Below are 21709 nucleotides of genomic sequence, written 5' to 3'. Positions count from 1 at the left end.
CAGGGGACAACAGAAGTCGCTTGGAAAACAATATCCTGTTTCCTATATTTCGGCGCACCGGATACGAATCTTTAGGTTTTTCATAATAATCGGTTTGTTTTTTTTCGGCCAATTAACACAAAAAGGCCGCCGTCCCAAGGGACGGCGGCCTCATATGCCTGAAACGCCTACGGCCTACTTGCCGCAGCACTTCTTGTATTTCTTGCCCGACCCGCAGGGGCAGGGATCGTTGCGGCCCACCTTGGGGGCGTCGCGCCGCACCGTGGTCTGCTTCCTGCGGGAGGATTCGCTGTCCTGGTATTCCACGTCCTCGTTGGTTTCGTGCTGAAATTCCTCTTCCTTGACCTCGGCCTCGATGCGCAGGTGGCAGAAGGCGCGCATGGCTGTTTCCTTGATGGTGTAGATCATCTCCTGGAACAGCTCGAAGCCTTCGCGCTTGTATTCCTGCTTGGGGTCCTTCTGGCCGTAGCCGCGCAGTCCGATGCCGTCGCGCAGGTGGTCCATGTTCAGCAGGTGTTCCTTCCAGTTGCGGTCCAGGGACTCCAGCAGGAAGTAGCGCAGGATTTCCTGGTAATGACCGGGGGCGGAAGCCTCCAGCACCTTGAGGATGTCCTTGGTCCAGGCCATGGCCTGATCCAGGCCCGGCAGTTCGTCCGAATTGCGGAAGCCCTCGTAGCGGCCGAAGTCGAAGACCTCTTCCAGGCGAAGGCGCACGGCGGCCTTGGTCTCGTCGTCCAGGTTCTTTTCGGCCAGGGCCGGGGAAAGGATCTCCTCGAACAGGTCCTCGGCGTATTCCTCGACAATGCCGTCCATGCTTTCCGCGGACATGAGGTCGCGGCGCAGTTCATAGATGGCGTGGCGCTGCTGGTTCATGACGTCATCGTATTCCAGGAGCTGCTTGCGGATTTCAAAGTGGTGGTTTTCCACCCGGGTCTGGGACTTTTCAATGGCCCCCGAGACCATCTTGTTCTCGATGGCCTGACCCTCTTCCATGCCCAGGCGCTCCATGATGCCCTTGAGCCGGTCCGAGCCGAACAGACGCATGAGATCGTCGTCCAGGGCCAGATAGAAACGCGAGGAGCCCGGGTCGCCCTGGCGACCGGAACGGCCGCGCAGCTGGTTGTCGATACGCCGGGATTCGTGGCGTTCGGTGCCCAGGATGTGCAGGCCGCCCAGTTCCTTGACGCCTTCGCCCAGCTTGATGTCCGTGCCTCGGCCGGCCATGTTGGTGGCGATGGTGACCTTCTGCTTTTCACCGGCTTCGGCCACTATCTGGGCCTCGTTTTCGTGGTGCTTTGCATTGAGCACGTTGTGCGGCACCTTGAGCTTCTTGAGCATGCGCGAGATGAGCTCGGACTTCTCGATGGACACGGTGCCCACAAGCACGGGCTGGCCGCGCTTGTAGCAGTCCTGAATATCCAGGGCGATGGCGTTGTACTTTTCCTGCTGGCTCTTGAAGATCGCGTCCGGGTGGTCCTTGCGGATCATGTCCTTGTGCGTGGGGATGACGATGACCTCGAGCCCGTAGATCTGGTTGAATTCCACGGATTCGGTGTCCGCCGTACCGGTCATGCCCGCCAGCTTTTCATACATGCGGAAATAGTTCTGGAAGGTGATGGAGGCCAGGGTCTGGTTCTCGGATTCCACCTTCACGCCTTCCTTGGCCTCGATGGCCTGGTGCAGGCCCTCGGACAGGCGGCGGCCCGGCATGGGACGACCCGTGAATTCGTCCACCAGCACCACCTGGCCTTCGGTGACCATGTAGTCCACGTCGAGATGGAAGCAGTGGTGCGCCTTGAGCGCCTGCAGGATGTGGTGCTGCAGGGAGATGTGCTGCGGGTCGAACAGGTTGTCGATGCCCAGCAGCTCCTCGCATTTTTCCACGCCCGCGTCGGTCAGGGTGATGGTCTTGCCCTTCTCGTCCAGCTCGAAGTCGCCGTCCGGCGGGGTGTCCTTGTCCTCGGGATCGCGTGGGGTGGACATCTTCAGGCTGGGCACCAGGCCGTTGATGCGCTGGTACAGGCCCGAGGCCGAGTCGGCCGCGCCGGAGATGATCAGCGGGGTGCGCGCCTCGTCGATGAGGATGGAGTCAACTTCGTCGACGATGGCGTAGTTGAGTTCGCGCTGCACGAGCTGTTCCTTGTAGAACTTCATGTTGTCGCGCAGGTAGTCGAACCCGAATTCGTTGTTGGTGCCATAGGTGATGTCGGAGGCGTAGGCGGCCTTGCGTTCCTCGTCGGAAAGCCCGTGCACGATAACGCCCACGGTAAGGCCCAGGAAGCCGTAAAGCTGCCCCATCCACTCGGCGTCGCGCTTGGCCAGGTAGTCGTTGACCGTGACCACGTGCACACCTTTGCAGGAAAGCGCGTTGAGCACCACGGCCAGGGTCGCCACCAGGGTCTTGCCCTCACCGGTCTTCATTTCCGAGATCTTGCCCTGGTGCAGGACCATGCCGCCGATGAGCTGCACGTCGTAATGGCGCATGCCCATGGCGCGTCGGCCCGCCTCGCGCACCAGCGCAAAGCATTCGGGCAGGAGGTCGTCCAGGTCGCGGCCCTGGTTCTGGACCTCGTCCTTCCACTGATTGATCTTGGCCGGGAAATCCTCGTCGGAAAGAGCCTGCATCTGCGGCTCCAGATCATTGATCTGGGCGATGATGGGCTCCAGTTTTTTCAGGTAGCGGTCGTTCTTGGATCCAAAAAGGAATTTGAGCATTTATATGATTCTCCTTAGGGGGTGGAGTGGGTATCGATGTCATCCGCCCGTATGCAGTTAAGACCTGTTCGGGCTCGGGTCAACCGCTTATACCAAAGAGAAAGGCAGGCCGCCATTGCCAATTGCCAAACCGGGCGAGTCGGGAATCAGGAATCGGTCAGTGTTTTGTACGCCGTGCTCAATCCGGCGGTCGCGACCATGAACGGCATCGATTCAAAGACCGAATTGACTGCCATCATGAGCATCCCGTGCAGCCACATTGGCAGAGTGTTTAAATTACTGAACCATATGAAAAAAAAGGCCGTCGGCCCCACTGCCAGCCCGAGGCTCAACAGATAAACGGGAATGACCGCCACTGTCAGGCCCATAAATATTCGAGTCACATTGCCACGCGTCAGTTTGCAGCCGGTTCTTAAGGGATAGCTTCGTCCTGCGACCATGGTTGGGAAAAAGAGAGCCACCTTGGTCACGCAATAGGCATAAATTAGTACCGATGCCGGACCTACGATCATCATCTGTTTCGAGAACTGTCTCCAAGCAGCGGAATCTGTTGGGTTGACCGGCTGAAGAAAAAAGTTGGGAAGCTTTAGACAAACCAACCAGTAGCCTATCTTGAAGACGAAAAGACTGGTCGCCAAAAGTACGGTTTTTTTACCGATGTCGTGCGGAATGTACAGCTTGTTTCGCTCATCCGGAGCAGCGAGAAATACCTGATACAGGGCCACGACCGCCGGGGCCAGAAGCAGACTGGTGAATAGTTTGAAAAACACATGCGATGAGGGAACAATGTGGTATAGGGGGACCAAGCTCACCAACGAATAGACCAATACGTATATCACGATGAACGCCCCGGCCATGCGGCGGTTTCGCCACAGCAGGGCATAGGATTCCTTTGCCAGGGAGAACGGATTGATCTTGGTCATGCGTCGTCCTTTTGTTGCTCCACTGCCGCATACGCCGCGCACAGCCCTCCGGCCAGCAGGATGAACATGAGCGCGCTCATGAACGCGCCCGCCGCGTTCATGCGCAGGTAGAAGGTGTCTTCGGAGATGCGGAAGAAATATTCGGTCCAGCGAAAGAGACTCTCCCAATACAGATCGAACAGCACGTAACTGACTGTTTCCAGCGGCACCACCAGGACAGCCAGGCCGAGGTACAGCCCGAGCGTCTGGCCGCGTCCCCGTTTCCAGGCGCGTACCAGCGGGCGTTTGCCGCCTTGCGCCAGGGCCGGAAAGAACAGCGCCACCCGGGAGAAACACAGGCAGCAGAGGGCCTGGAGTACGTACCGACTGGTGCGCATAACCGCGTCGTAGCGCTCGAACGCGGCATCGTCGGCCATGTCCTCGGGATAGGGAACCAGCACAGAGAGCAGCCCGTCCCCCAGCCAGAAAATCACCTTGATGAGAAACATTCCGGCCAGGAAGAGCAGCGCCCTGCGCAGCAGCAGAGCGTGTCCGCTCTCCACGCCGGACCGGGACAGCAGTTTTCCGTAGAACAGGATCGCCAACGGCGCCAGAAACAGGAAACTGAACAGATCCCCTGCCAGCCCCGAGACGAGAAACGGCATGTGATCGTGAAAAGGAATCAGAAGGGTCAGCAGATAGACTGCGGTGAACGCCAGCAGGTATGCGCCTGTCATGAGGCGGTTGCGCAACAACAGGGAGAGGGATTCTTTTGCGAGGGAAAGGGATGTCATTTATGTCGTAGGAAAAAGGCCCGCCCTGAGAGGCGGGCCGTGTTGGTTAAATCAGATCGGCAACTTCGTCGGCGGTGGATTCGGGCTGGAGCTCCGTTTTGGCTTCAAGCCTTTCCGCGTGTCTTACATGTAATTTCTCATACCAGACAACAATGGTGAGGAAGTTTACGGTGCCTACGAGTGTGTACAGAATATAGGATGCAATCGTTCCACCAAGAAGTATGTTAACATTCATGGGGTAGGTCAGCTGAAGATACCCGTGAATAATGTCCATCGTTATCGAAGGGATTTCAATGATGAAAAGAACCATGACCATCTTCAGGGTGAACCCTTTGGCCAGGTCCCATGCTCCTCCGATGGTTTTGGTCTCGTCCATGGCAATACCGGGAAACACGATGCTCATGCGGTAGATGATCGCAGATACAACGAACCCGAACGCAATGCCGCCCAGAATGCCTCCCGCCATGATAAGAGGTAAGGACTGCGTCGCGGTGAGAGTCGCTGTAAAGATAAGGCCGAAGGGGATGGCCGCTGCAAAGCTGACCAGTAGCGCGATGATGGCGAGAACAAACATGGTCAGACACGAACGCATGGTTTTTCGGGCCAGATTGGCTGGGATAAAGCGGGGTTCACCACGCAGTGCAGTAACGAAGTTATAATAAACGCACATCCCGAACGCTCCCATAAGGAATAGAAAAATCAGCCCCATCAGGACAGCTAGGGCGGCACTCCCCGCATCCGAGAGATTCAGAGGTTCAAAGATCCCCAGAAAAAACGCTCCGCCCATGACCACGGCCACAAGCACCGGCAAGGAAAAAAGCAGGAAAGCGAGGATAACCCATTTCCTGTTCCAGGCAAGTTTCAGTGAATCTTTGAGAATGCTTCCAACGGTTATGCTTCCAATCATGATGTGTACCTTTATCGTTTTGCTATAGTGATCATCCCGTCACCCGCCGGGGCCCTCGCCCTTCCCTTCGGCAGTGCCCGAGACAATGTGAAGCCCGCTTTCTAAGGCGGGCTATCGGTTTGTTTACAATTTCAGATCCACGGTTGCGGGCTGCATGACACCCCGTGTGGATATGGACCTTTGCGTCGGCCCAGCGCCCGCGCGCTTCAGCCTGATGCCCCTGAGCAGCAGTTCCTTGTACCAGACCGCATACATGGCGTTCCAGAGCACTTCGCTCAGGACCAGGATGATTCCCGCCAGCGACAGGAGGGCAATGCCCCCCATACCGTCCATGAATTGGGCGCAAACGGCCAGCGGCACGGTGAGCGCCATGAACAGGAAGAACAGCAGCGCGGAAACGAACAGCCGTATCCCGTGGCCTTTGGATATCTGCCAGACATCCAGCAGCCCGGAATTCCTGCCGTAGGCGATTGCCGGGAACACCAGGGACAGCCTGACATATAGTGCGGCGCTGAGCACGGCCCAGAGCGTGAATACCGCCGCCAGGAAGGTAATGTCCTGCGACAGCGACAGGAGTGCCATCATGGAGTTCATGCCCGCGTATTTCGCAACGCCCAGCAGCGGGATGGGCAGGGTGATGAACCCGGTGACGATGCCAATGGCATAGCTGTAGCCGACGCCAAAGATCGTTTTTGTCAGCAGCTTCGGCGGGAGATACTTGCTCTGCCCGGCCTGGGCGAGAAAAAAATGGTATTGCAGGCTCAGGCTCCAGGCCTTGTACCCGAGCAGAAAGAACGCAATGACCCCGAATCCGCCGAAAATGAACCACAGGGACGGCACCTGTTGCGTAAACTGTTCCCCGGTTGCGTTATCCGGGACAACCGTGCCCCAGAGCGTGAGAAATGCGAAACAGACGCCAAGCATGAGCACGCCGACGGCCAGATAGGCCAGAACAGCCAGCTTGCGTTTCCAGATCAGTTTAAATGAATTGCCGAAGACCCCGAGCGGAGAAATCTTTTTGATCACAGGTCCCACCCCATTTCAGTAAAAGTACATTCGAACCGCCTGCGGGACCGGTGCGGCCCCTTTTCTACTCCCCTACAAATCGAACATTTCCAGCCAGTGGCCCACCCGAACCCCTTCGGGAGCCGTGGCCGTGAGCTGCGCGGCGCAGGCCGAACAGCCCGTGATCACCGTTTCCGAGCCCGCGAGGCTCTGCCAGCAGCGCTCATTAACCTGGGAGCAGAGCTCGGGCGCGCCGAGCTGCATGATGCCGCCGAACCCGCAGCATTCACGCCCGTCCGGCGTCGGCAGTCGCTCCCCAAGGACTGACGCCAGCAGGGCATGATCCAGATCGTTCCCGGTCGCATGGCAGGGGCGGTGATACCCCACCCGCGCAGGAGCGTTTTCGGTTAGCATATAACGACCATCCAGTAAAAGCGCGGAAATGGGGGTCAGCGCCTCGGCCCACTCCCCTGCCTCGGCCGCGTCCTCGAAGCCGTCCGCATAGTCGGCCAGGCCCTTGTGGCAGGAAACGCACAGGGTCACGACCCGGGGCTTCCCGGCCCTGCGCCAGGCCCGAATGTTTTTCTCGCGCATCCTGGCCGCGTCCGGGCCGAAACCGGCGGACTCCAGGCCCATGCCGCAGCATTCGAACTTATCCTTGTGGAGCCCGGCGTTCATGGCCTCGAGCAGCTTCTCGGCCGCCCTGCGCCACTCCTTGCGCACATACCGGGCCGTGCACCCGGAAAAAAGCAGCACGGTTTCGCCCCGGAGATCGGGCAGCGCCTCCACGGCCACGAACGGCCGCACATGCGGGCCGCCCCTGAGCAGGGAAAGGGCCTTGAGAAACGGGGCCAGCCGTTCGGGCTGGAATTTTTCGGGAATCAACTTGGCGGCCATGCCGGAGCTGGGCCACAGCTCCCGAGCCCGCTTGAGCCAGGTCTTCCACAACCAGGCCCGGAAATCCGGATGCTCGGCGCGCAGCCCGGCCACCAAGGCCGGGACATCCACGCCCTGCGGGCATTTTTCCCGGCAGCGCCGGCAGCCCAGGCACAGCCCGGCCAGACGGGCCACATCCTCGGCGTCGAGCGCCACGGCGTCCCCCCGCAGCAGGGCGGACAGGTCCGCCTTGGCGCGCGGCCCCAGCTCCTCGCGGCCCGTGGCCCGCAACAGGGGGCAGACCTCCAGGCATTTGCCGCACAGGATGCAGTCCATTAGGCCCCGCTCCCTTCGCGCTCGCGCAGTTCACGCTTCTTGCGGCGCTCGTCCGTGACCAGCGGGAAACACATCAGCAGGGCCACGGCCAGGACCACGGCCGCAAAGGTCCAGGGCACGAACATGGCCCCGGGGGGCAGCTCGCCGGTAACGCCGTGGTGCGGCAGCAGGGCCGCGAAAATGGAAGCGCCCAGCGCCATGCCCAGGGTGCGCGAGGTGGCGTTGACCGCGCCCGCGGTTCCCTTGTGTTCCCGGGGGGCCAGCTGCATGATCAGGGCGTTGCCGCCCGGAAAGAACAGGCTGGTTCCCAGGCCGAAAACCAGCAGAAAAATGAAGGTGGTGGTCAGGCCCGGCATCTGGGCGGTATTGGCGAAAAACAGGGAGGCGCCTGCTCCCAGGACCATGGCCGCCAGACAGAGCCGCGCCGCGCCCACCTTGTCGGCCAGCCTGCCGGTGAAGGGACTGAGCACCGCGCCCACGCCCGAGAACATGGCCATGACCAGCCCGGCCGTTTCCACGGAAAGCCCCTTGCCCCAGATGAGGTGGAAGGGAATGATCAGGGCCACTCCGCCCAGGGTGAACATGAGAATCATGCCCACGCTCACGGCCAGGGGGAATCCCCGGTCCCGGAACAGGGCCGGGTTGACCAGCGGGCTGGAATGGCGGCGCTCCTGCAGGATGAACAGGACGGCAAGCGCCACGGCAAGCCCGGAAAAGATGAGGAAATCCGGGGATTGCCATCCCTGGCGCTCACAGGCCGAAGCGGCCCAGACCAGGGAAAACAGGGCCGCGGAACTGAGCAGCGCGCCCATGATGTCAAAGGGCTTGCCCACCTCGTTCCTCTCCTCGGTCCGGGGAACGGCCTGGCGGGTCAGCATCCAGGCCAGGATGCCGATGGGCACGTTGACCAGGAACACGCCGCGCCAGTCGAACAGGCCGGTGATGAGCCCTCCCAGGGGCGCGCCGAAGGTCAGGCCCAGGGCCCCGGACGTGGCTACCAGCCCGTAGGCCTTGCCCAGCATGTGGGGCGGCACGTACAGGGCCACGATGGTCATGCCGATGGCGAACAGGGAGGCCGCGCCCACACCCTGGACGCAGCGGGCCACCACCAGCATTTCCAGGCTGGAGGCCAGGCCGCAGGCCAGGGAGCTCAGGGTGAACACGACGTAACCGGCCAGAAAGAGCCTGCGGGCTCCCAGGCGGTCCGCGGCCTTGCCCCAGACCAGCATGGAACAGGTCATGAGCAGCGAATAATAGACCGTGACGGCCGAAACGCTGACCACGTCCGTGTTGAAGGCCGTGGCAATCTCCGGCAGGGATATGTTGACGATATAGCTGTCCAGGCAACTGATGAACGCGCCGAAACAGACGCTGAGAACAATGAGATCTTCCCGCTTGAGCATGTGATTACCAGCCTTTTCCGGGATTCATGATCCCGTGGGGGTCGAAGAGTCGCTTGATGTCGGTCATGAGATTCTGTTGCAGCGGGTCCAGTTGCCGGGCCACGTAGTCGGCCTTGGTCAGGCCCGTGCCGTGCTCGCCCGAAATGGTGCCGCCCAGGGAAAGGGCCAGCCCGAAGACCTCGTCCTTGGCCCGGGCCGCGCTGGCGGCCTCCTCGGGCCAGGAGGCATTGTGCATGATGTTTACGTGGATGTTTCCGTCGCCCAGGTGCCCGAAACACATGATGGTCAGGCTGTGTTTCGCGGCAATGGCGTGCACGCCGTCCACGGCCTCGGCCACGCGGCCGCGCGGCACCGCGATGTCCTCGCTCAGCTTGTCGGGCTTGAGGTTGAACGAGGCCGGGCTGATGCCCCGGCGCACGTCCCAGAGGGCTTCCTCGTCCTCTCCCCTTCCCGCCAGGAGCTGTGCGGGCGAGGTCCGGCGCAGGGCCGTTTCCAGCCGTTCCAGCTCGGCCCGTACCACGGCTTCGGAACCGTCCACGCGCACCAGCAGAGCGGCGCGGGCCTCCCTGGGCAGGGGCGAGGTTCCGGCAAGCTCCAGGGCCGAGAGCGTGGCCTTGTCCATGAACTCCAGGGCCGCCGGAAGAATGCCCGCCCCAAACACGGCGGCGGCACCTTCCATGGCGCGATGGATATCGGAAAAACCCGCCAGAACCGAGGCCGTTGTCTCGGGCCTGGGCAGCAGCTTCAGCGTCAGTTCGGTGATGAGCCCGAGCTTGCCAGCCGAGCCCGCGAAAAGTCTCGTGAGGTCCAGGCCCACCACGTCCTTGTGGGAGCGCCCGCCCGAACGCAGGGTCCGGCCTCCCGGCAGCACGGCCTCCAGGCCCAGCACGTAGTCGCGGGTCACGCCGTACTTCACGGCCCGCAGCCCGCCCGCACAGGTGGAGACATTGCCGCCCACCGTGGAAAACCCCGAACTGGCCGGGTCGGGCGGATAGAACATGCGTTTTTCAGCCACGGCCCGCTGCAGGTCGCCGGTGATGACGCCGGGCTGGACCACGGCCACGAAGTCCCGCTCATCGATGTCCAGGATGCGATTCATGGCCAGCATGGAAACCACGATGCCCGGCTGCGCGGGCACGGCATTGCCCACGGTGCCGGTTCCCCGGGCCCGGGGATACAGGGGCATGCGTTCGGTGTCGGCCCAGCGCAGCAGTTCCGCCACCTGCCCGGCGGTCTCCGGGCGCACCACGGCCAGGGGCATGGCGCGCAACCGGCTGGCGTCCGCGGAAAAGGGAGCCACCCGTTCGGGGGAGGTCAGCAGGCCCGTGCCCGGGAAAAGGTCGGCCAGAAAGGATTCCTGTTCAGGAGTGAGCTGCTTTGGGGGCATGTCGGTTATGTATATGGAAAGACAGTTTTGGGAAAGTATGTCCCGGCCACCGGCGTGTCAATGGATCGGGCGCGGGGAAAAAGGCCGGGGATTGCGCCCCGGCCCTGAAATCTACACCAGCCCCACCAGGTCGTAGGTCTGGGCCTGCTCGATCTCGGCCTCCACGATGGTGCCGGGAACGAGTTCCACGCCGGGCTCGGCGCTCACATAGGTGATGCCGTCCACCTCCGGGGCCTGGAACCAGGTGCGGCCCGTAAACAGGCCCGGCCATTCCGGCGAGGGCTCCTCCACGAGCACGGGAAGTTTTTCGCCCACGTATCCGGCCATGATCTCCTCGGAAATGGAGGATTGCAGCTCCATGAGCGCGTCGCGCCGTTCGATCTTGACCTCGTCCGGGACCTGGTTGTCCATGGCCGCGGCGGGAGTGCCGTCCTCGGGCCAGTACGGAAACACGCCCAGGTGATGGAAACGGGTCCGCTCCACAAAGTCCATGAGCTGTTGGAAATGTTCGTCGGTCTCGCCGGGATAGCCCACAATGAAGGTGGTGCGCAGGGCCGCTTCCGGGAAATACTTGCGCACCCGCTCCACGACCTTGTCCGGGTTGTGGGCAAAGGGCCTGCCCATGGACGAGAGCACCTCGGGATGGGCGTGCTGCAGCGGGATGTCGAAATAGGGTAGGAACGGCTTGCCCGCGTCGCGCAGAAAGCTCAGCAGGCTTTCGGTGAGCCCTGCCGGATAAAGATACATGAGCCGCAGCCACTCCAGGCCGGGCAGGGGCAGGAGCGCCTCCAGCAGCTGTTGCAGCCCGTTCTTGAGCCCCAGGTCCGAGCCGTAGTGGGTGGAGTCCTGGCCCACCACGATCAGTTCGGGCACGCCGCCGGAAACCAGCCGGGCGGCCTCTTCCGCCAGGTAGTCCACGGTCCAGCTGCGGTGCGCGCCCCGGATGGACGGAATGGTGCAGAATTTACAGTCGTGGGAGCACCCCTCGCTGATCTTGAGGTAGGCGTATCCCGGCCCGGTGCTCAGGCTGCGGGGCAGGCTCTCGTCGGCGGTGCGGCCCAGAGCCTTTTCCACCATGCCGGGCCACCGTTCCAGCTCGTCCGTGGACAGCCAGAGGTCCACCTCGGGCATTTCGGACATGAGGTCGCTGCCGTACCGGCTCACCAAACACCCGGCCACGGCCAGCACCGGACGTTTCCCGGTCATGTCCTCCATGTCCTGCACGGTTCCCAGAATGGTGGAGACCGATTCCTCCACTGCGGGCTCGATGAAGCCGCAGGTGTTGATGAGCACCAGGTCGGCCCCGGCCACCTCGTCCACGGGCCGCACGCCCGTACCCAGCGCGCCGAGAAGGCGTTCCGTGTCCACGCGGTTCTTGGGGCAGCCAAGGCTGATGGTCAGCACGGAAAGGGGTTTCGTCTCTATCATGAAAGGGTCCTGTTATACTGATTATAATATAGTGTTTTCGACATTGGGATAAGTCATAAAACAGTCTTGCGCATTGTCCAGCACCGTATAGAATGGTACGGTACAATCACTGCCAACCACCGGGAGTTTTGTATGGTGTCCAGTCAAGTAGTCGACGGCAAACGCTATTCCATCGGCGTGATCGGGGATCTCCCCGCGCTCATGGCCTTCTGGGAAACATTCCGGGACCAGGCCAATGACGCCGTCTTGGGCGAAATCGGCATCGTGGCCGCCGCCTTCCCGGGCCAGGGAGCCCTGCCCGGCCTGTACCAGCCGGTCGGGTCCATCCGCACCTACACCAATTACCAGGAGATGCTCGAAAAGCATCCGGAAATCAACCTGGTCATCGAGGCCACGGGGCGTCCGTCCTTTGTGGCCGAGCTCCGGGCGACCCTGCCGTCCCACATCACGCTGGTGGAACAGACGGCCGCCAACTTCTTCATCAAGCTGCTGACCCAGGACAAGATGTGGGTGGCCTGCAAGCTGGACCTGCTGCACACCCAGAGCATGCTCAAGACCATCATCGACCAGATGGACGAGGAGATCCTGTTCCTGGACCTGGACGGCCGGGTACTGGACTCCAACCAGAAGGCCCGCGACCGGGCCGACATGCCCAGCCGGAAGATCATCGGCCGCGACCTGCATGCCATTTTCACGGGCATGCATGCCATGGGCAACGAAGAGCACGACTGTCCCTTCCAGCAGACCCTGCATACCGACGAACGCGGCGAGGCCCTTGCCTCATACGTCGGAGAGGACGGGCGCGTCCAGTACTATCGCATCTACACCTACCCCATCCACGACGAGGCGGGCAACCTGTGCAACGTGGTGGCCATGCGCCGCAACATCACCCGCCGCATGGAAATGGAGCAGCGGCTGCAGCAGTCCGAAAAACTGGCCTCCATCGGCGAGCTTTCCACGTACATCGCCCATGAGATCCGCAACCCCCTGTTCACCATCAGCGGGTTCGCCAACTCCCTGGTGCGCAACAAGTCCGTGGACGACAAGGTGCGGGAAAAGCTGAACATCATTCTCGAGGAATCGCGCCGCCTGGACATCATCCTCAAGAGCATCATCAATTTCACCCGGCCCACCGAGGCCGAGATCACCATGGTGGACATCAACGAGCTGGTCACTTCCACCATGGAGGTCATGGGGCTCGGCCTGTCCCAGCAGCACATCGAACTGGTCAGGGAGCTGGAGGCGGGCATGGCCATGGTCAAGGCCAACCCCGAGGTCATCAAGCAATGTCTCATCAACCTGGTCAAGAACGCCATCGAGGCCATGCCCGAAGGCGGGGTGCTGACCATTGCCACGGGCATGAACCGGGACTACGCAACCCTCACCGTGGAAGACACGGGCGTGGGCATCGAGCCCGAGGTGCGTGAAAAGATCTTCAGCCCCTTCTTCAGCACCAAGGGCAAAGGCTCGGGCCTGGGGCTGGCCATGACCCGCAAGATCATGGACGAGATCGGCGGCGAAGTGGACCTGACCAGCTCCGTGGGCAAGGGCACGCGCATCACCCTGCTCCTGCCGCCCATTCTTGCGGTTGCGGAATCCCCGGCTCCCGAGTAAGAAATCCTGTCGGTTGTTGTTGGGGGAAGAGAGGAGCGCCTTTTGAAAAAGGAACTCCTTTTTTCCTCCAATCCCCATCCCTCCCCACCAAAATTCCGGGGTTGAACACAAACACAAGGGCTGTTCGCCGGCGCGCCTGGAAGCAGCCGTGATGGAGATCATTCGTGGATACGATCGTTCTGGCTACCAACAACAAGGGGAAGATCCGGGAATTCGCGGAACTGCTCAAGCCTTTGGGCGTGGAAGTGAAGCCCCTGTCCGATTTCCCCGAGATCGGCGACATCGTGGAGGACGGCGAGACCTTCCGGGACAATGCGCTCATCAAGGCGCGCACCGTGTGCAAGGCCACCGGCCTGGTGGCGGTTGCCGACGACTCCGGCCTGGAGGTGGACCACCTGGGCGGCGCGCCGGGCGTCTACTCGGCCCGTTTCGCGGGCGACGGCCACGACGACCACGCCAACAACGAAAAGCTGCTCAAGGAACTGGACGGCGTGCCCGACGAAAAACGCACGGCCCGGTACCGCTGCATCATGGCGGCCGTGGCTCCCAACGGCGAGGAAATCACCACCGAGGGCTCCTACGAGGGCCGCATCGGCTACGAATATCGCGGCGAAGGCGGCTTCGGCTACGATGTCATCTTCGTGGACCCGGAACTGGGCAGGCACGTGGCCGAGATCTCGGCGGAGCTCAAGCATTCCCGCTCCCACCGGGGCAAGGCCATCCGCAGGATGCTGGAGATCTGGCCCGGCTTCTGGGAAAAGGCGCGGAAATAAGGACGCCTCCGGCGACCAAATGGCTCGCCCCTTTCAACTCCAGACGAAAAACAGCCCACGGCTTGCAAGGCAAGCCGTGGGCTGTTTTTTGAAACAACAAAGTAGATGCGTCCTTCTGGGCAGCCTTTACTTCGGGATGATCATGTCGATGCGCGCCCCGCCCTCGGCATTGTTGCCGATCTGGAACTGGGCCTTGTGGCTTTCCATGATGGAGTTGACGATGGCCAGCCCCAGGCCCGTGCCCGTGTCCTTGGTGGTGAAGAACGGGTCGCGCACCTTGCCCAGGCTCTCCTCGTCAAAACCCGGCCCCGTGTCCGAGACGGTCACGTGCACCACGCCATTGTCACCCACGGCGCTGACGCTGACCTTGCCGCCCTTTTCCATGGCCTGCATGGCGTTGGAAACGATGTTGTAGAAGGCGCGGTACAGAAGGTCCTTGTCCCCCCGGGCCGAAAGGTCGCCGTGGTAGATGCGGTCGATGGTCACGCCCAGCTTCTCGCATTCGGGCTCCAGAAACACGGCCACCTGGTCCAGGATCCGGCCCACGTCCAGGTCGAACAGGTTCGGATGCTTGGGCCGGGCGTAGTCCAGGAATTCCCCCACGGTGCGGGAAAGCCGCTTGGCCTCCTCGTGCACGGCCTCGATGAGCCGGGTGTGCGGATTCTCTTCCTTCCTGGCCTTCTTGAGGATCAGCTCGGAGCTGGAGCAGATGATGCCCAGGGGGTTGCGGATCTCGTGCGCTACCCCGGCCACCATGCGGCCCATGCCCGCCAGCTTTTCCTGCTGATGCAGCTCGCGTTCCAGAAGTTCCTTTTCCTCAATCCGCTGCATGTTCAGCCTTTCGGCCCGGCGCATGAGGGTCATGATCAGGATGAAGAGCACCAGGGAGGTGAGCAGGGAAAGGGCCACGATAAGCCGTTCCAGGTTGATGACGGCCATGTATTCCTCGGTGATGTCCTGCTCGAATTCCAGGATGCCCATGATGGGATTGTCCGAGATGGCGGCCAGGTTCTGCTCGGCCCGCAGCGGGTAGTAGGCCTTGAGCATGATGGACCCCGGCTTGGGGTTCCGGATGCTGACCAGCGCGCGGAACTTGGAGATGTTCTCGATGATCTTGGCTTTGAATCGTTCGTTCTGGTAGGCGTCGGCGACCGCGTCGAGATCCTTCTGGTCGCTGCCCGGCTTGCCCATCTCGTCGGTGTCCAGCGAATAGGTCACCGTGCCGTCCTTGGAGAAGATGTGCAGCTCGCGCACCCGGAAGCTGTGGATGGTGTTGCGCACCACCTGATCCAGACGGTTGAACTGGTCCTCCTCGCTCAGGCTGATGCGGCCATAGCGGATCATGACCGGCAGGGCGAAACGGGTGTAAACTTGGTGGCTGAGGTTTTCGGCAAGCAAAAGGCCGAACTGCTCCTGCTTCTTGAGCAGGGCGTTTTCGGCCGTTTTGGAAATGAAGATGGAAAGCGCCAAACTGGACCCGAGGATGAGGGTCATCACGCTCCAAGAGAGCAGCTTGACGAACTGAAGCGGCCTTTCGCCGCTGTTCTGCGTCTGGTTCAAGTGATCAGAACTCCCGTTCGTCCCTCTGCGACGTGAGGAAGGCGTTCAGGTCCGCCGTTTCCTCGGTGAGCCCATCCGCGCCCAGGCGCGCCTTGGCGAGGCGCTTGCCCAATTCCACCGCGGGTTGGTCCAGAGGGTTGATGTCCATGAGCCAGCCGGTGAGGATGGTGGCCGCGCCCAGCAGCACGATCATCTTTCCGGCCTGCCTCGCGTCGTCGTACTCGAGGCGGATCTCCACAAGCGGCACCCCGTTCTTCTGCAGGGCCATGCGGGTGCCGAGCCCTTCGGCCTGGATCAGCTCCCCGAAATCCTTGCCGCGCACATAGTCGAACTTGTCGGGCAGGTCCGTGGGAAACTTGGGGCCGGCCGGCAGCTTGGGGCAGGTCAGGAACAGGCAGGCCTTGTTGCGCTTGCCGTCCAGGAACATCTGGTTCACGGAATGCTGGTCCGTGACCCCGATGGCCGGGATGGGCTGGCTTCCCTTGCCCTCCTTGCCGATGCTTTCGGCCCAGAGCTGGGCAAACCAGTCGCCCCAGCTCGCCCAGAGGGGAATGTAGGCGAAAAAGATCAACTCATCAAATCCGGCCTTCATGAGCGCATTGCCCCAGGCGGCCAGATGGAAGGACGGCAGCCTGGAGAGCTTGTCGCCGTCCAGCGCCGGGTTGGCCAGGGCGTCGGCCATTTCCCGGGCGCCCTTGACCAGCATAGGCACGTCGATGCCCAGGAACACGGCCGGAATGAGCCCCACGGCGGAAAGCACGGAATAGCGGCCGCCGAGGTTGTCGGGCACGGGCAGGGACGTGATGCCGTAGCGGTTCACTTCCTCGCGCAGGAAGCCCTGCTTCTCGTCCGTGACCAGCAGCATGTGCTTGGACCAGGAGTCGCCCAGCTTGCGCTGCATCCATTCCTTCATGATGAAATATTGCCCCACGGTCTCGATGGTGCCGCCGGACTTGGAGACCGTGACCACCACGGTCTTTTCGGGCGGCAGCTTGGCCATGTAGGATTCCAGGGCGTAGGCGTCCACGTTGTCCGCGATCCACAGCCACGGTCCGTCGTGGCAGGGCTGATCCTGGCGCGGGAAAAACGCCTGCTGCAGGGCGCGGGCGCCCAGGGCCGAGCCGCCGATGCCCAACAGGAGCATGTGGTCGAACTGCTTCAGGAATCCCTTCAGCTCCTCGAGCTGGGTGAGGAGGTTGTCCAGGTAGGGCATGCTCAGAAACGGCAGCTTGCCGTCGGCCACTTCCCTGCGCAGCCGGTCGGCCATTTCACCCGCCCGGGTCTCGAAGGTGGCCATGTCCAGCTTTTCCAGTTTCGATCCGCTCCAATCAAGTATATCCGCCATGGGGTCCTCCTGAAGATTTTAACCGCGCGCCACGGGCATCCTGTTGTAATGCCTTGTTTTTATTTCCTGCGCAACGGGTATTCGCATTGATTTTGATTTACCATAGCCCATTTCCGGGACCGGGAACCATGATTTTGGATATATTTTACTAATTGATAAAACTCGGCCTGGAATTCCGGGCACTTCAGGAGGGATTTGCCTTGACGCGAAAGGTCCGCACGGCCCAAAGCGCCAGGAGCGACCAGACGAACAGGCCCGTGAGACCGGTATCCCCGCCCAGCATGGGGTTCACGTCCGGGAACAAAAAGTTCCAGATGCCGTAGCCCTGGGAATTGAGGGCCGCGTGCAGGAATGCGGCCAGGAACACAGAGCCGTATTGGAGCGTCATCTCGTTGAACAGCGCGCCGAACGCCGTGCATCCGAGGACCATCATGAGGATGCCGAGCACCGGATAGCCGGGGTAGTTGAATCCCACCCAGATGAGCGGCGCGTGCCACAGGCCCCAGACGAGGCCGAGCAGCAGGTAGGCGCGCAGCTTGCCCAGGCCCATGAACCGGGGCAGCAGAAAACCGCGCCAGCCCAGTTCCTCGCCCAGGGCGGGAAGCAGGTTGATTACCGGGCCCAGGAAAATGCTGGCGGGCAGCACGGTCAGGTAGATGGAGGCGATGTCCACTTCCTGCCCGGCCGGCTGAAGATCCGTCAGGGCCCGCAGCTGCCAGTCCGGCGCACCCAGCCCCAGGAGCCAGGTCAGCCCGAAGATGGCGACATAGGCCAGGGGCACGATCGCCACTGCCAGGGCGTACCCCTTCCAAGAGCCGAAGCGCAGGCCCAGTTCCCTAACGGGCCGTTTTTCCACGAGCCGATGTACGGCCAGGGCGCACAGGCCCGGGATCCACATGCAGGCCACCAGCGAGAGCATGTCGGCGGTGCCCAGAACGCCCCGGAAACCCAGCCCGCGGGCAATGAGCAGGATCTCGACGCCCCAGGTCAGGGCAAAGGTGATGGCAAGAAAGAGAAGGATCGGTTTCCAGCGCATGAATGTTCCGGTGGCTTGGGAGGAGTCAAAAGGATCAGCCCAGCTCCTCGATTTTCTGGAAATAGGCATTCCGGCAGGCGTTTTCCACGTCCAGCAATGTCTTGAAGGCCTGGTTGAAATCAAAACCGGCCGTGGTGAACAGGCCGTGGCCGTGCACAATGGCCGCGTCCGAATGTTCCAGGGCCGGGGGCAGGGTGTTGCACAGGCCCGTGGGCCCGGTGCCCACCTCGCCCGGCACGATGGGCACGTTGCCCACTCTGCGCGGCGTGGAGCACCTGATGTGGCACTGGCCGCGATGCGGGCAGTCCCTCTTGTCGCAGTCCATGGACATGATCACGGAAAAACGCGGGTGGCCGTGCAGGATGCAGCGGGCCCGGGTGCGGCGGTACACGTCGTCGTGGGCCGTGAGCTCGCTGGACGCGGTCAGCCCGGCGCAGGAACTGCCGTCCTGCGGGCAGGGATCGATGCAGCCCTCCAGCTCGTCCAGGGAGCTGCCGGTCTGGCTGATGTAGACGATGCCGTCGTGCAGCACCGAGATGTTGCCGAAAAAGGAATCCACCAGCCCGTAGCCCACCACGGCCCGCCCCGCTTCGGCCATGGCCGCCAGGATCCGTTCCTCGCTGTCCAGGGGACCGGCCATGAGCTGCGGGCGGTCGCCCCGCACGGGGGGCAGCAGCGAAACCACATGCTTGAACGCCTCCCGGTACTCGCTGTCCAGGGCGCCCGCCTTGGCCGCCTCCAGATAGCCGGAGAAAAAGAGCACGAAGCAGGCAAAACAGGTGGAGGAATAGAACACGAAGCCCTGCTCGGGCGTCACCGTGCCGGAGGAGGCTATCCCGTGCCCCGGAATGATGACCGCCTTGCGCCTGCGCAGTCCGTCCGCAACGGCCGGGCCCGAGAACTCCCGCATGATGGGGATGTCGTGCAGGAAGGTCCGCGTTTCGCAGTCCTCGGGCCGGATGCTCGATTCATGGCGCGTGCACAGAAAATCGATGATGGACCGGTACGGCTCGCCCGGGCGCGAAAAGACCAGGGAGTTGATGCTCAGGAGGTCAAAGACCTGCTCCAGCGCCTCAATCCGTTCGTCCGCGTCCCCATCGCGACGGTTCCAGACCAGGCGATCGTCCAGGCCGCCCACCAGCGGGTCGCCCGGTTCTGCCAGTCCGTGGGCCGCCAATTTGGCCGCGTATTTGTCCACCAGCTGTTTCATTTCATCCAACCGAAAACTGTTCAAAAAGGTTTGGAGGCAGCTTTAGCCGTTAGACGCGTCGTGTACGACGAATTTTTACGGATAAAGACAGCATCGATAGACGTAAGAAAAGCACTGCGCCAAAGTGTATGAAGCAATACATGAGGGGTGGGGCTTTTCGCAACAACGCAGCATATGGGCCTTTTTCAACTGTTTTGCTCTTCAACGATCGCGTTGGCTTCGATCTCAACAAGCCATTCCGGATGAATGAAACGCGACACCTCGGCAAAGGTGCAGGCGGGCTGGATGTCGCCGAAAAACTCGCCGTGGGCCCTGGCCGCCTCTTCCCAGCGAGTCATGTCCGTGACAAAGACGCGGGTGCGGATGACGTCCTCCAGGCTGGCCCCGGCCAGCTCCAGCACTTCCCGGATGATCTCCAGGCTGCGCCGGGCCTGCTCGTACATGTCGCCGGGCGCGTGCACGCCGCCGTCCTCGGCAATGGGGGCGGTGCCGGTGACGGCGATGGCGTTGCCGATGCGCCGGGCCCGGGAATATCCGATCCGTTTCTCCAGTTCGGTTCCGTGGGTGATGCTTTTCTTCATGACTCTTCCAGTCCCAGTTCCTTTGTTTTTTCCCGGGTGGGCCTGCCCTCGTCGTCCAGGCCGCGTATCCGGTAGTAGCGTTCCCGCGCCCGCAGGAATCCCTCGCGGTCCAGGGGGCGTATATCCACGCCCCCGCCCGAGTATCCGCCCTCCTCGAAAAAGCGCAGGGGCAGGTCGTCGTCCCGGGCGGAAAATCCGTTCAGGGAATTCATGATCCGTTCGTTGTAGCAGATGCGCTCGCCCGCGCGCAGCAGGTCGTTGCCGGAGATCTCTTCGCCGGTGACCGCGTTGTAGGCCTTGGTGTATTCCTCCAGGGACGCGGCCAGGAAAAGTAGCCTGCAGACCGCGAGCGAATCCACCGCCGCAAGGGTGTCCTCGGCTATCTTGATGATGCGCGCCTTTCCGCTGAAGCTGAAACGATCCGTGGCCACGGGCTTGCGCAGAATCTCGTGGCTGAGTGGGTAGGCCCGCTGATGGCAGCCGCCCCGCGTGTTCACGGCATAGGCCAGGGCCAGGCCATAGGCCCCGCGAGGATCGCAGGCGGGCAGCTCCAGCCCCTTCACGTCCATGCTCGCCTCTGGAATGCCGCAGGTTTTGGCAAAATGTCTCGCCCCCTGGCCCAGGGTGCTGCCCAGGGCCATTTCGCCCAGGGCCTCCAGCAGGGTCTCGCGGGTATAGTCCTCCCCGGAAAGCTCGCGCTTGCAGGCCAGGGTGGCCCCGGCCGAAACAGGATCCAGCCCCAGCTGGGCGCAGAGCTCGTTGGCCTCCATGACCGTTTCCATGTCCGCATTGCCCAGGAGCGCCGTGAAGTGGGACATGGCCTCGAATCCGGGCAGTGCCCTGCCGTCGCTGACGATTCTCTTGCACCGGATGTGGCAGCCCGCGCAGCCGTGGCCGTGGGGTTCGTACTGCTTTCCATAGGCCGGTGCGTTGAGCTTGCCGGCCCGCATGAACCGGGTGCGGCGGAAATTGTCCGTGGGCATCATGCGCCGCGAATCCATGAGGTCGAACAGGGCCCCCGTGCCCCAGCGGGAGATGCCGTGCTGGCCCTGCAGCACCGGGGAGGCCGCCGTGAGCCGGAGGATGTCCTCGCGGGCTTCCCGCAGCGCCCCGGGATCGCGCACGGCCACCGCGCCGGAGCCGCGCACGGCCAGGTACTTGCAGTTCTTGGCCGCCAGGGAAAGGCCCAGGCCGCAGCGCGCGGCTGCGTGATACCGGTCCACCATGACCGCCGCCACCCTGGAGCCGTTTTCCGCGGCCGGGCCGATACAGGCGACTCCCGCGCCGGGCATCATGGCTTCCACCGCGTCGAAGACCAGGTCCGTGGTGGCCTCCCGCAGGGGGGCGGCCTCCTCTATCCAGACCTCCCGGTTCGAAACATGGATGCCCACCAGGGCATTGGCCCGTCCGGTGACGACCACGCCGTCCCAGCCAGCGCGCTTGAGTTCCACGGCGAACCTGCCGCCAAAGGAGGAATCGCCCACCGCGCCGGTGAGCGGCGAGCGGGACATGATGCAGCCACGGGCCGAGGCCGGGGCGTCCGTGCCCGCCAGCGGCCCGGCGAAAAGCAGCACCGGCATGGACGGATCGTCCCAGGACAGGGTGCAGTGCGGCCGCAGGTAATGCCCGGCCATGCCCCTGCCGCCGATCCAGACGCGGTAGGTTTCCGGGTCCGGGTGTTCCGTGCGCCAGGTGCGGCGCGTGAGGTCGATGTGCAGGACCGAGCCGGTCCAGCCGTAACTGCTGGTTGTCATTACCGGAACACTAACCACGTGCGCGGTCCGAGGCAAGGACCGGTTGACCATTTGCACGTTTTGGGCAAGATTCCCGTCAGGAG

The 21709-nt window shown here is 62.4% G+C and carries 17 protein-coding genes; 2 read left to right on the top strand and 15 right to left on the bottom strand.

Annotated elements, in window-relative coordinates:
* Positions 1-174: 174 nt before the first annotated feature.
* From secA to rimO, 9 genes are all read right to left on the bottom strand, one after another.
* Complete coding sequence (secA, locus tag FGL65_RS05125) at positions 175-2715, bottom strand: preprotein translocase subunit SecA (RefSeq protein WP_147819977.1); 2541 nt, start codon at positions 2713-2715, stop codon at positions 175-177.
* 146 nt (positions 2716-2861) lie between these two features.
* Positions 2862-3638, bottom strand: coding sequence for a hypothetical protein (locus FGL65_RS05120; protein WP_147819976.1), 777 nt, complete (start codon positions 3636-3638; stop codon positions 2862-2864).
* Positions 3635-4354: a hypothetical protein gene (locus FGL65_RS05115; RefSeq protein ID WP_147819975.1), complete on the bottom strand. Its 720-nt coding sequence runs from the start codon at positions 4352-4354 to the stop codon at positions 3635-3637. Before FGL65_RS05115 ends, FGL65_RS05120 begins: the two co-directional genes overlap by 4 nt.
* A gap of 103 nt (positions 4355-4457) precedes the next feature.
* Positions 4458-5318 (bottom strand): hypothetical protein, encoded by an 861-nt coding sequence (locus tag FGL65_RS05110; protein WP_147819974.1) that lies wholly within the window; start codon positions 5316-5318, stop codon positions 4458-4460.
* A gap of 123 nt (positions 5319-5441) precedes the next feature.
* Positions 5442-6344, bottom strand: coding sequence for a hypothetical protein (locus FGL65_RS05105; protein ID WP_147819973.1), 903 nt, complete (start codon positions 6342-6344; stop codon positions 5442-5444).
* Positions 6345-6416: 72 nt separating this feature from the next.
* Entirely contained in the window at positions 6417-7535 is a 1119-nt protein-coding gene (locus FGL65_RS05100) for a (Fe-S)-binding protein (RefSeq protein ID WP_147819972.1), read from the bottom strand.
* Positions 7535-8938 (bottom strand): DHA2 family efflux MFS transporter permease subunit, encoded by a 1404-nt coding sequence (locus FGL65_RS05095; protein ID WP_147819971.1) that lies wholly within the window; start codon positions 8936-8938, stop codon positions 7535-7537. Before FGL65_RS05095 ends, FGL65_RS05100 begins: the two co-directional genes overlap by 1 nt.
* A gap of 4 nt (positions 8939-8942) precedes the next feature.
* Entirely contained in the window at positions 8943-10325 is a 1383-nt protein-coding gene (locus FGL65_RS05090) for an FAD-binding oxidoreductase (RefSeq protein ID WP_147819970.1), read from the bottom strand.
* Positions 10326-10436: 111 nt separating this feature from the next.
* Positions 10437-11753, bottom strand: coding sequence for a 30S ribosomal protein S12 methylthiotransferase RimO (gene rimO, locus FGL65_RS05085; RefSeq protein WP_147819969.1), 1317 nt, complete (start codon positions 11751-11753; stop codon positions 10437-10439).
* 132 nt (positions 11754-11885) lie between these two features.
* Here rimO and FGL65_RS05080 point away from each other — a divergent pair, with 132 nt between their 5' ends.
* Both FGL65_RS05080 and FGL65_RS05075 read left to right on the top strand, forming a co-directional pair.
* Positions 11886-13367: a two-component system sensor histidine kinase NtrB gene (locus FGL65_RS05080; protein WP_147819968.1), complete on the top strand. Its 1482-nt coding sequence runs from the start codon at positions 11886-11888 to the stop codon at positions 13365-13367.
* Positions 13368-13531: 164 nt separating this feature from the next.
* Positions 13532-14140, top strand: coding sequence for an XTP/dITP diphosphatase (locus tag FGL65_RS05075; RefSeq protein WP_147819967.1), 609 nt, complete (start codon positions 13532-13534; stop codon positions 14138-14140).
* Between the two features lie 126 nt (positions 14141-14266).
* On the opposite strand, the gene FGL65_RS05070 is transcribed toward FGL65_RS05075, so the two are convergent.
* From FGL65_RS05070 to FGL65_RS05045, 6 genes are all read right to left on the bottom strand, one after another.
* Positions 14267-15700 (bottom strand): sensor histidine kinase, encoded by a 1434-nt coding sequence (locus tag FGL65_RS05070; protein ID WP_250645578.1) that lies wholly within the window; start codon positions 15698-15700, stop codon positions 14267-14269.
* Positions 15701-15704: 4 nt separating this feature from the next.
* A complete protein-coding gene (locus FGL65_RS05065; protein ID WP_147819966.1) occupies positions 15705-17045 on the bottom strand; it encodes a glucose-6-phosphate isomerase in 1341 nt (446 codons plus the stop codon).
* 184 nt (positions 17046-17229) lie between these two features.
* Complete coding sequence (locus FGL65_RS05060; RefSeq protein WP_147819965.1) at positions 17230-18081, bottom strand: CPBP family intramembrane glutamic endopeptidase; 852 nt, start codon at positions 18079-18081, stop codon at positions 17230-17232.
* 34 nt (positions 18082-18115) lie between these two features.
* The gene (locus FGL65_RS05055; protein ID WP_147819964.1) at positions 18116-19291 is read right to left on the bottom strand and encodes a class II aldolase/adducin family protein; all 1176 of its coding nucleotides are present in this window, start codon (positions 19289-19291) and stop codon (positions 18116-18118) included.
* 185 nt (positions 19292-19476) lie between these two features.
* Entirely contained in the window at positions 19477-19872 is a 396-nt protein-coding gene (locus FGL65_RS05050; RefSeq protein ID WP_147819963.1) for a RidA family protein, read from the bottom strand.
* Positions 19869-21626 (bottom strand): aldehyde ferredoxin oxidoreductase family protein, encoded by a 1758-nt coding sequence (locus tag FGL65_RS05045; protein WP_147819962.1) that lies wholly within the window; start codon positions 21624-21626, stop codon positions 19869-19871. Before FGL65_RS05045 ends, FGL65_RS05050 begins: the two co-directional genes overlap by 4 nt.
* Positions 21627-21709 lie beyond the last annotated feature (83 nt).

This window comes from Salidesulfovibrio onnuriiensis (assembly GCF_008001235.1).
GTDB classification, from domain to species: Bacteria; Desulfobacterota; Desulfovibrionia; order Desulfovibrionales; family Desulfovibrionaceae; genus Pseudodesulfovibrio; species Pseudodesulfovibrio onnuriiensis.
The sequence above is the reverse complement of the archived record's forward strand: the minus strand, read 5'-3'. Positions and strand labels throughout refer to the sequence as shown.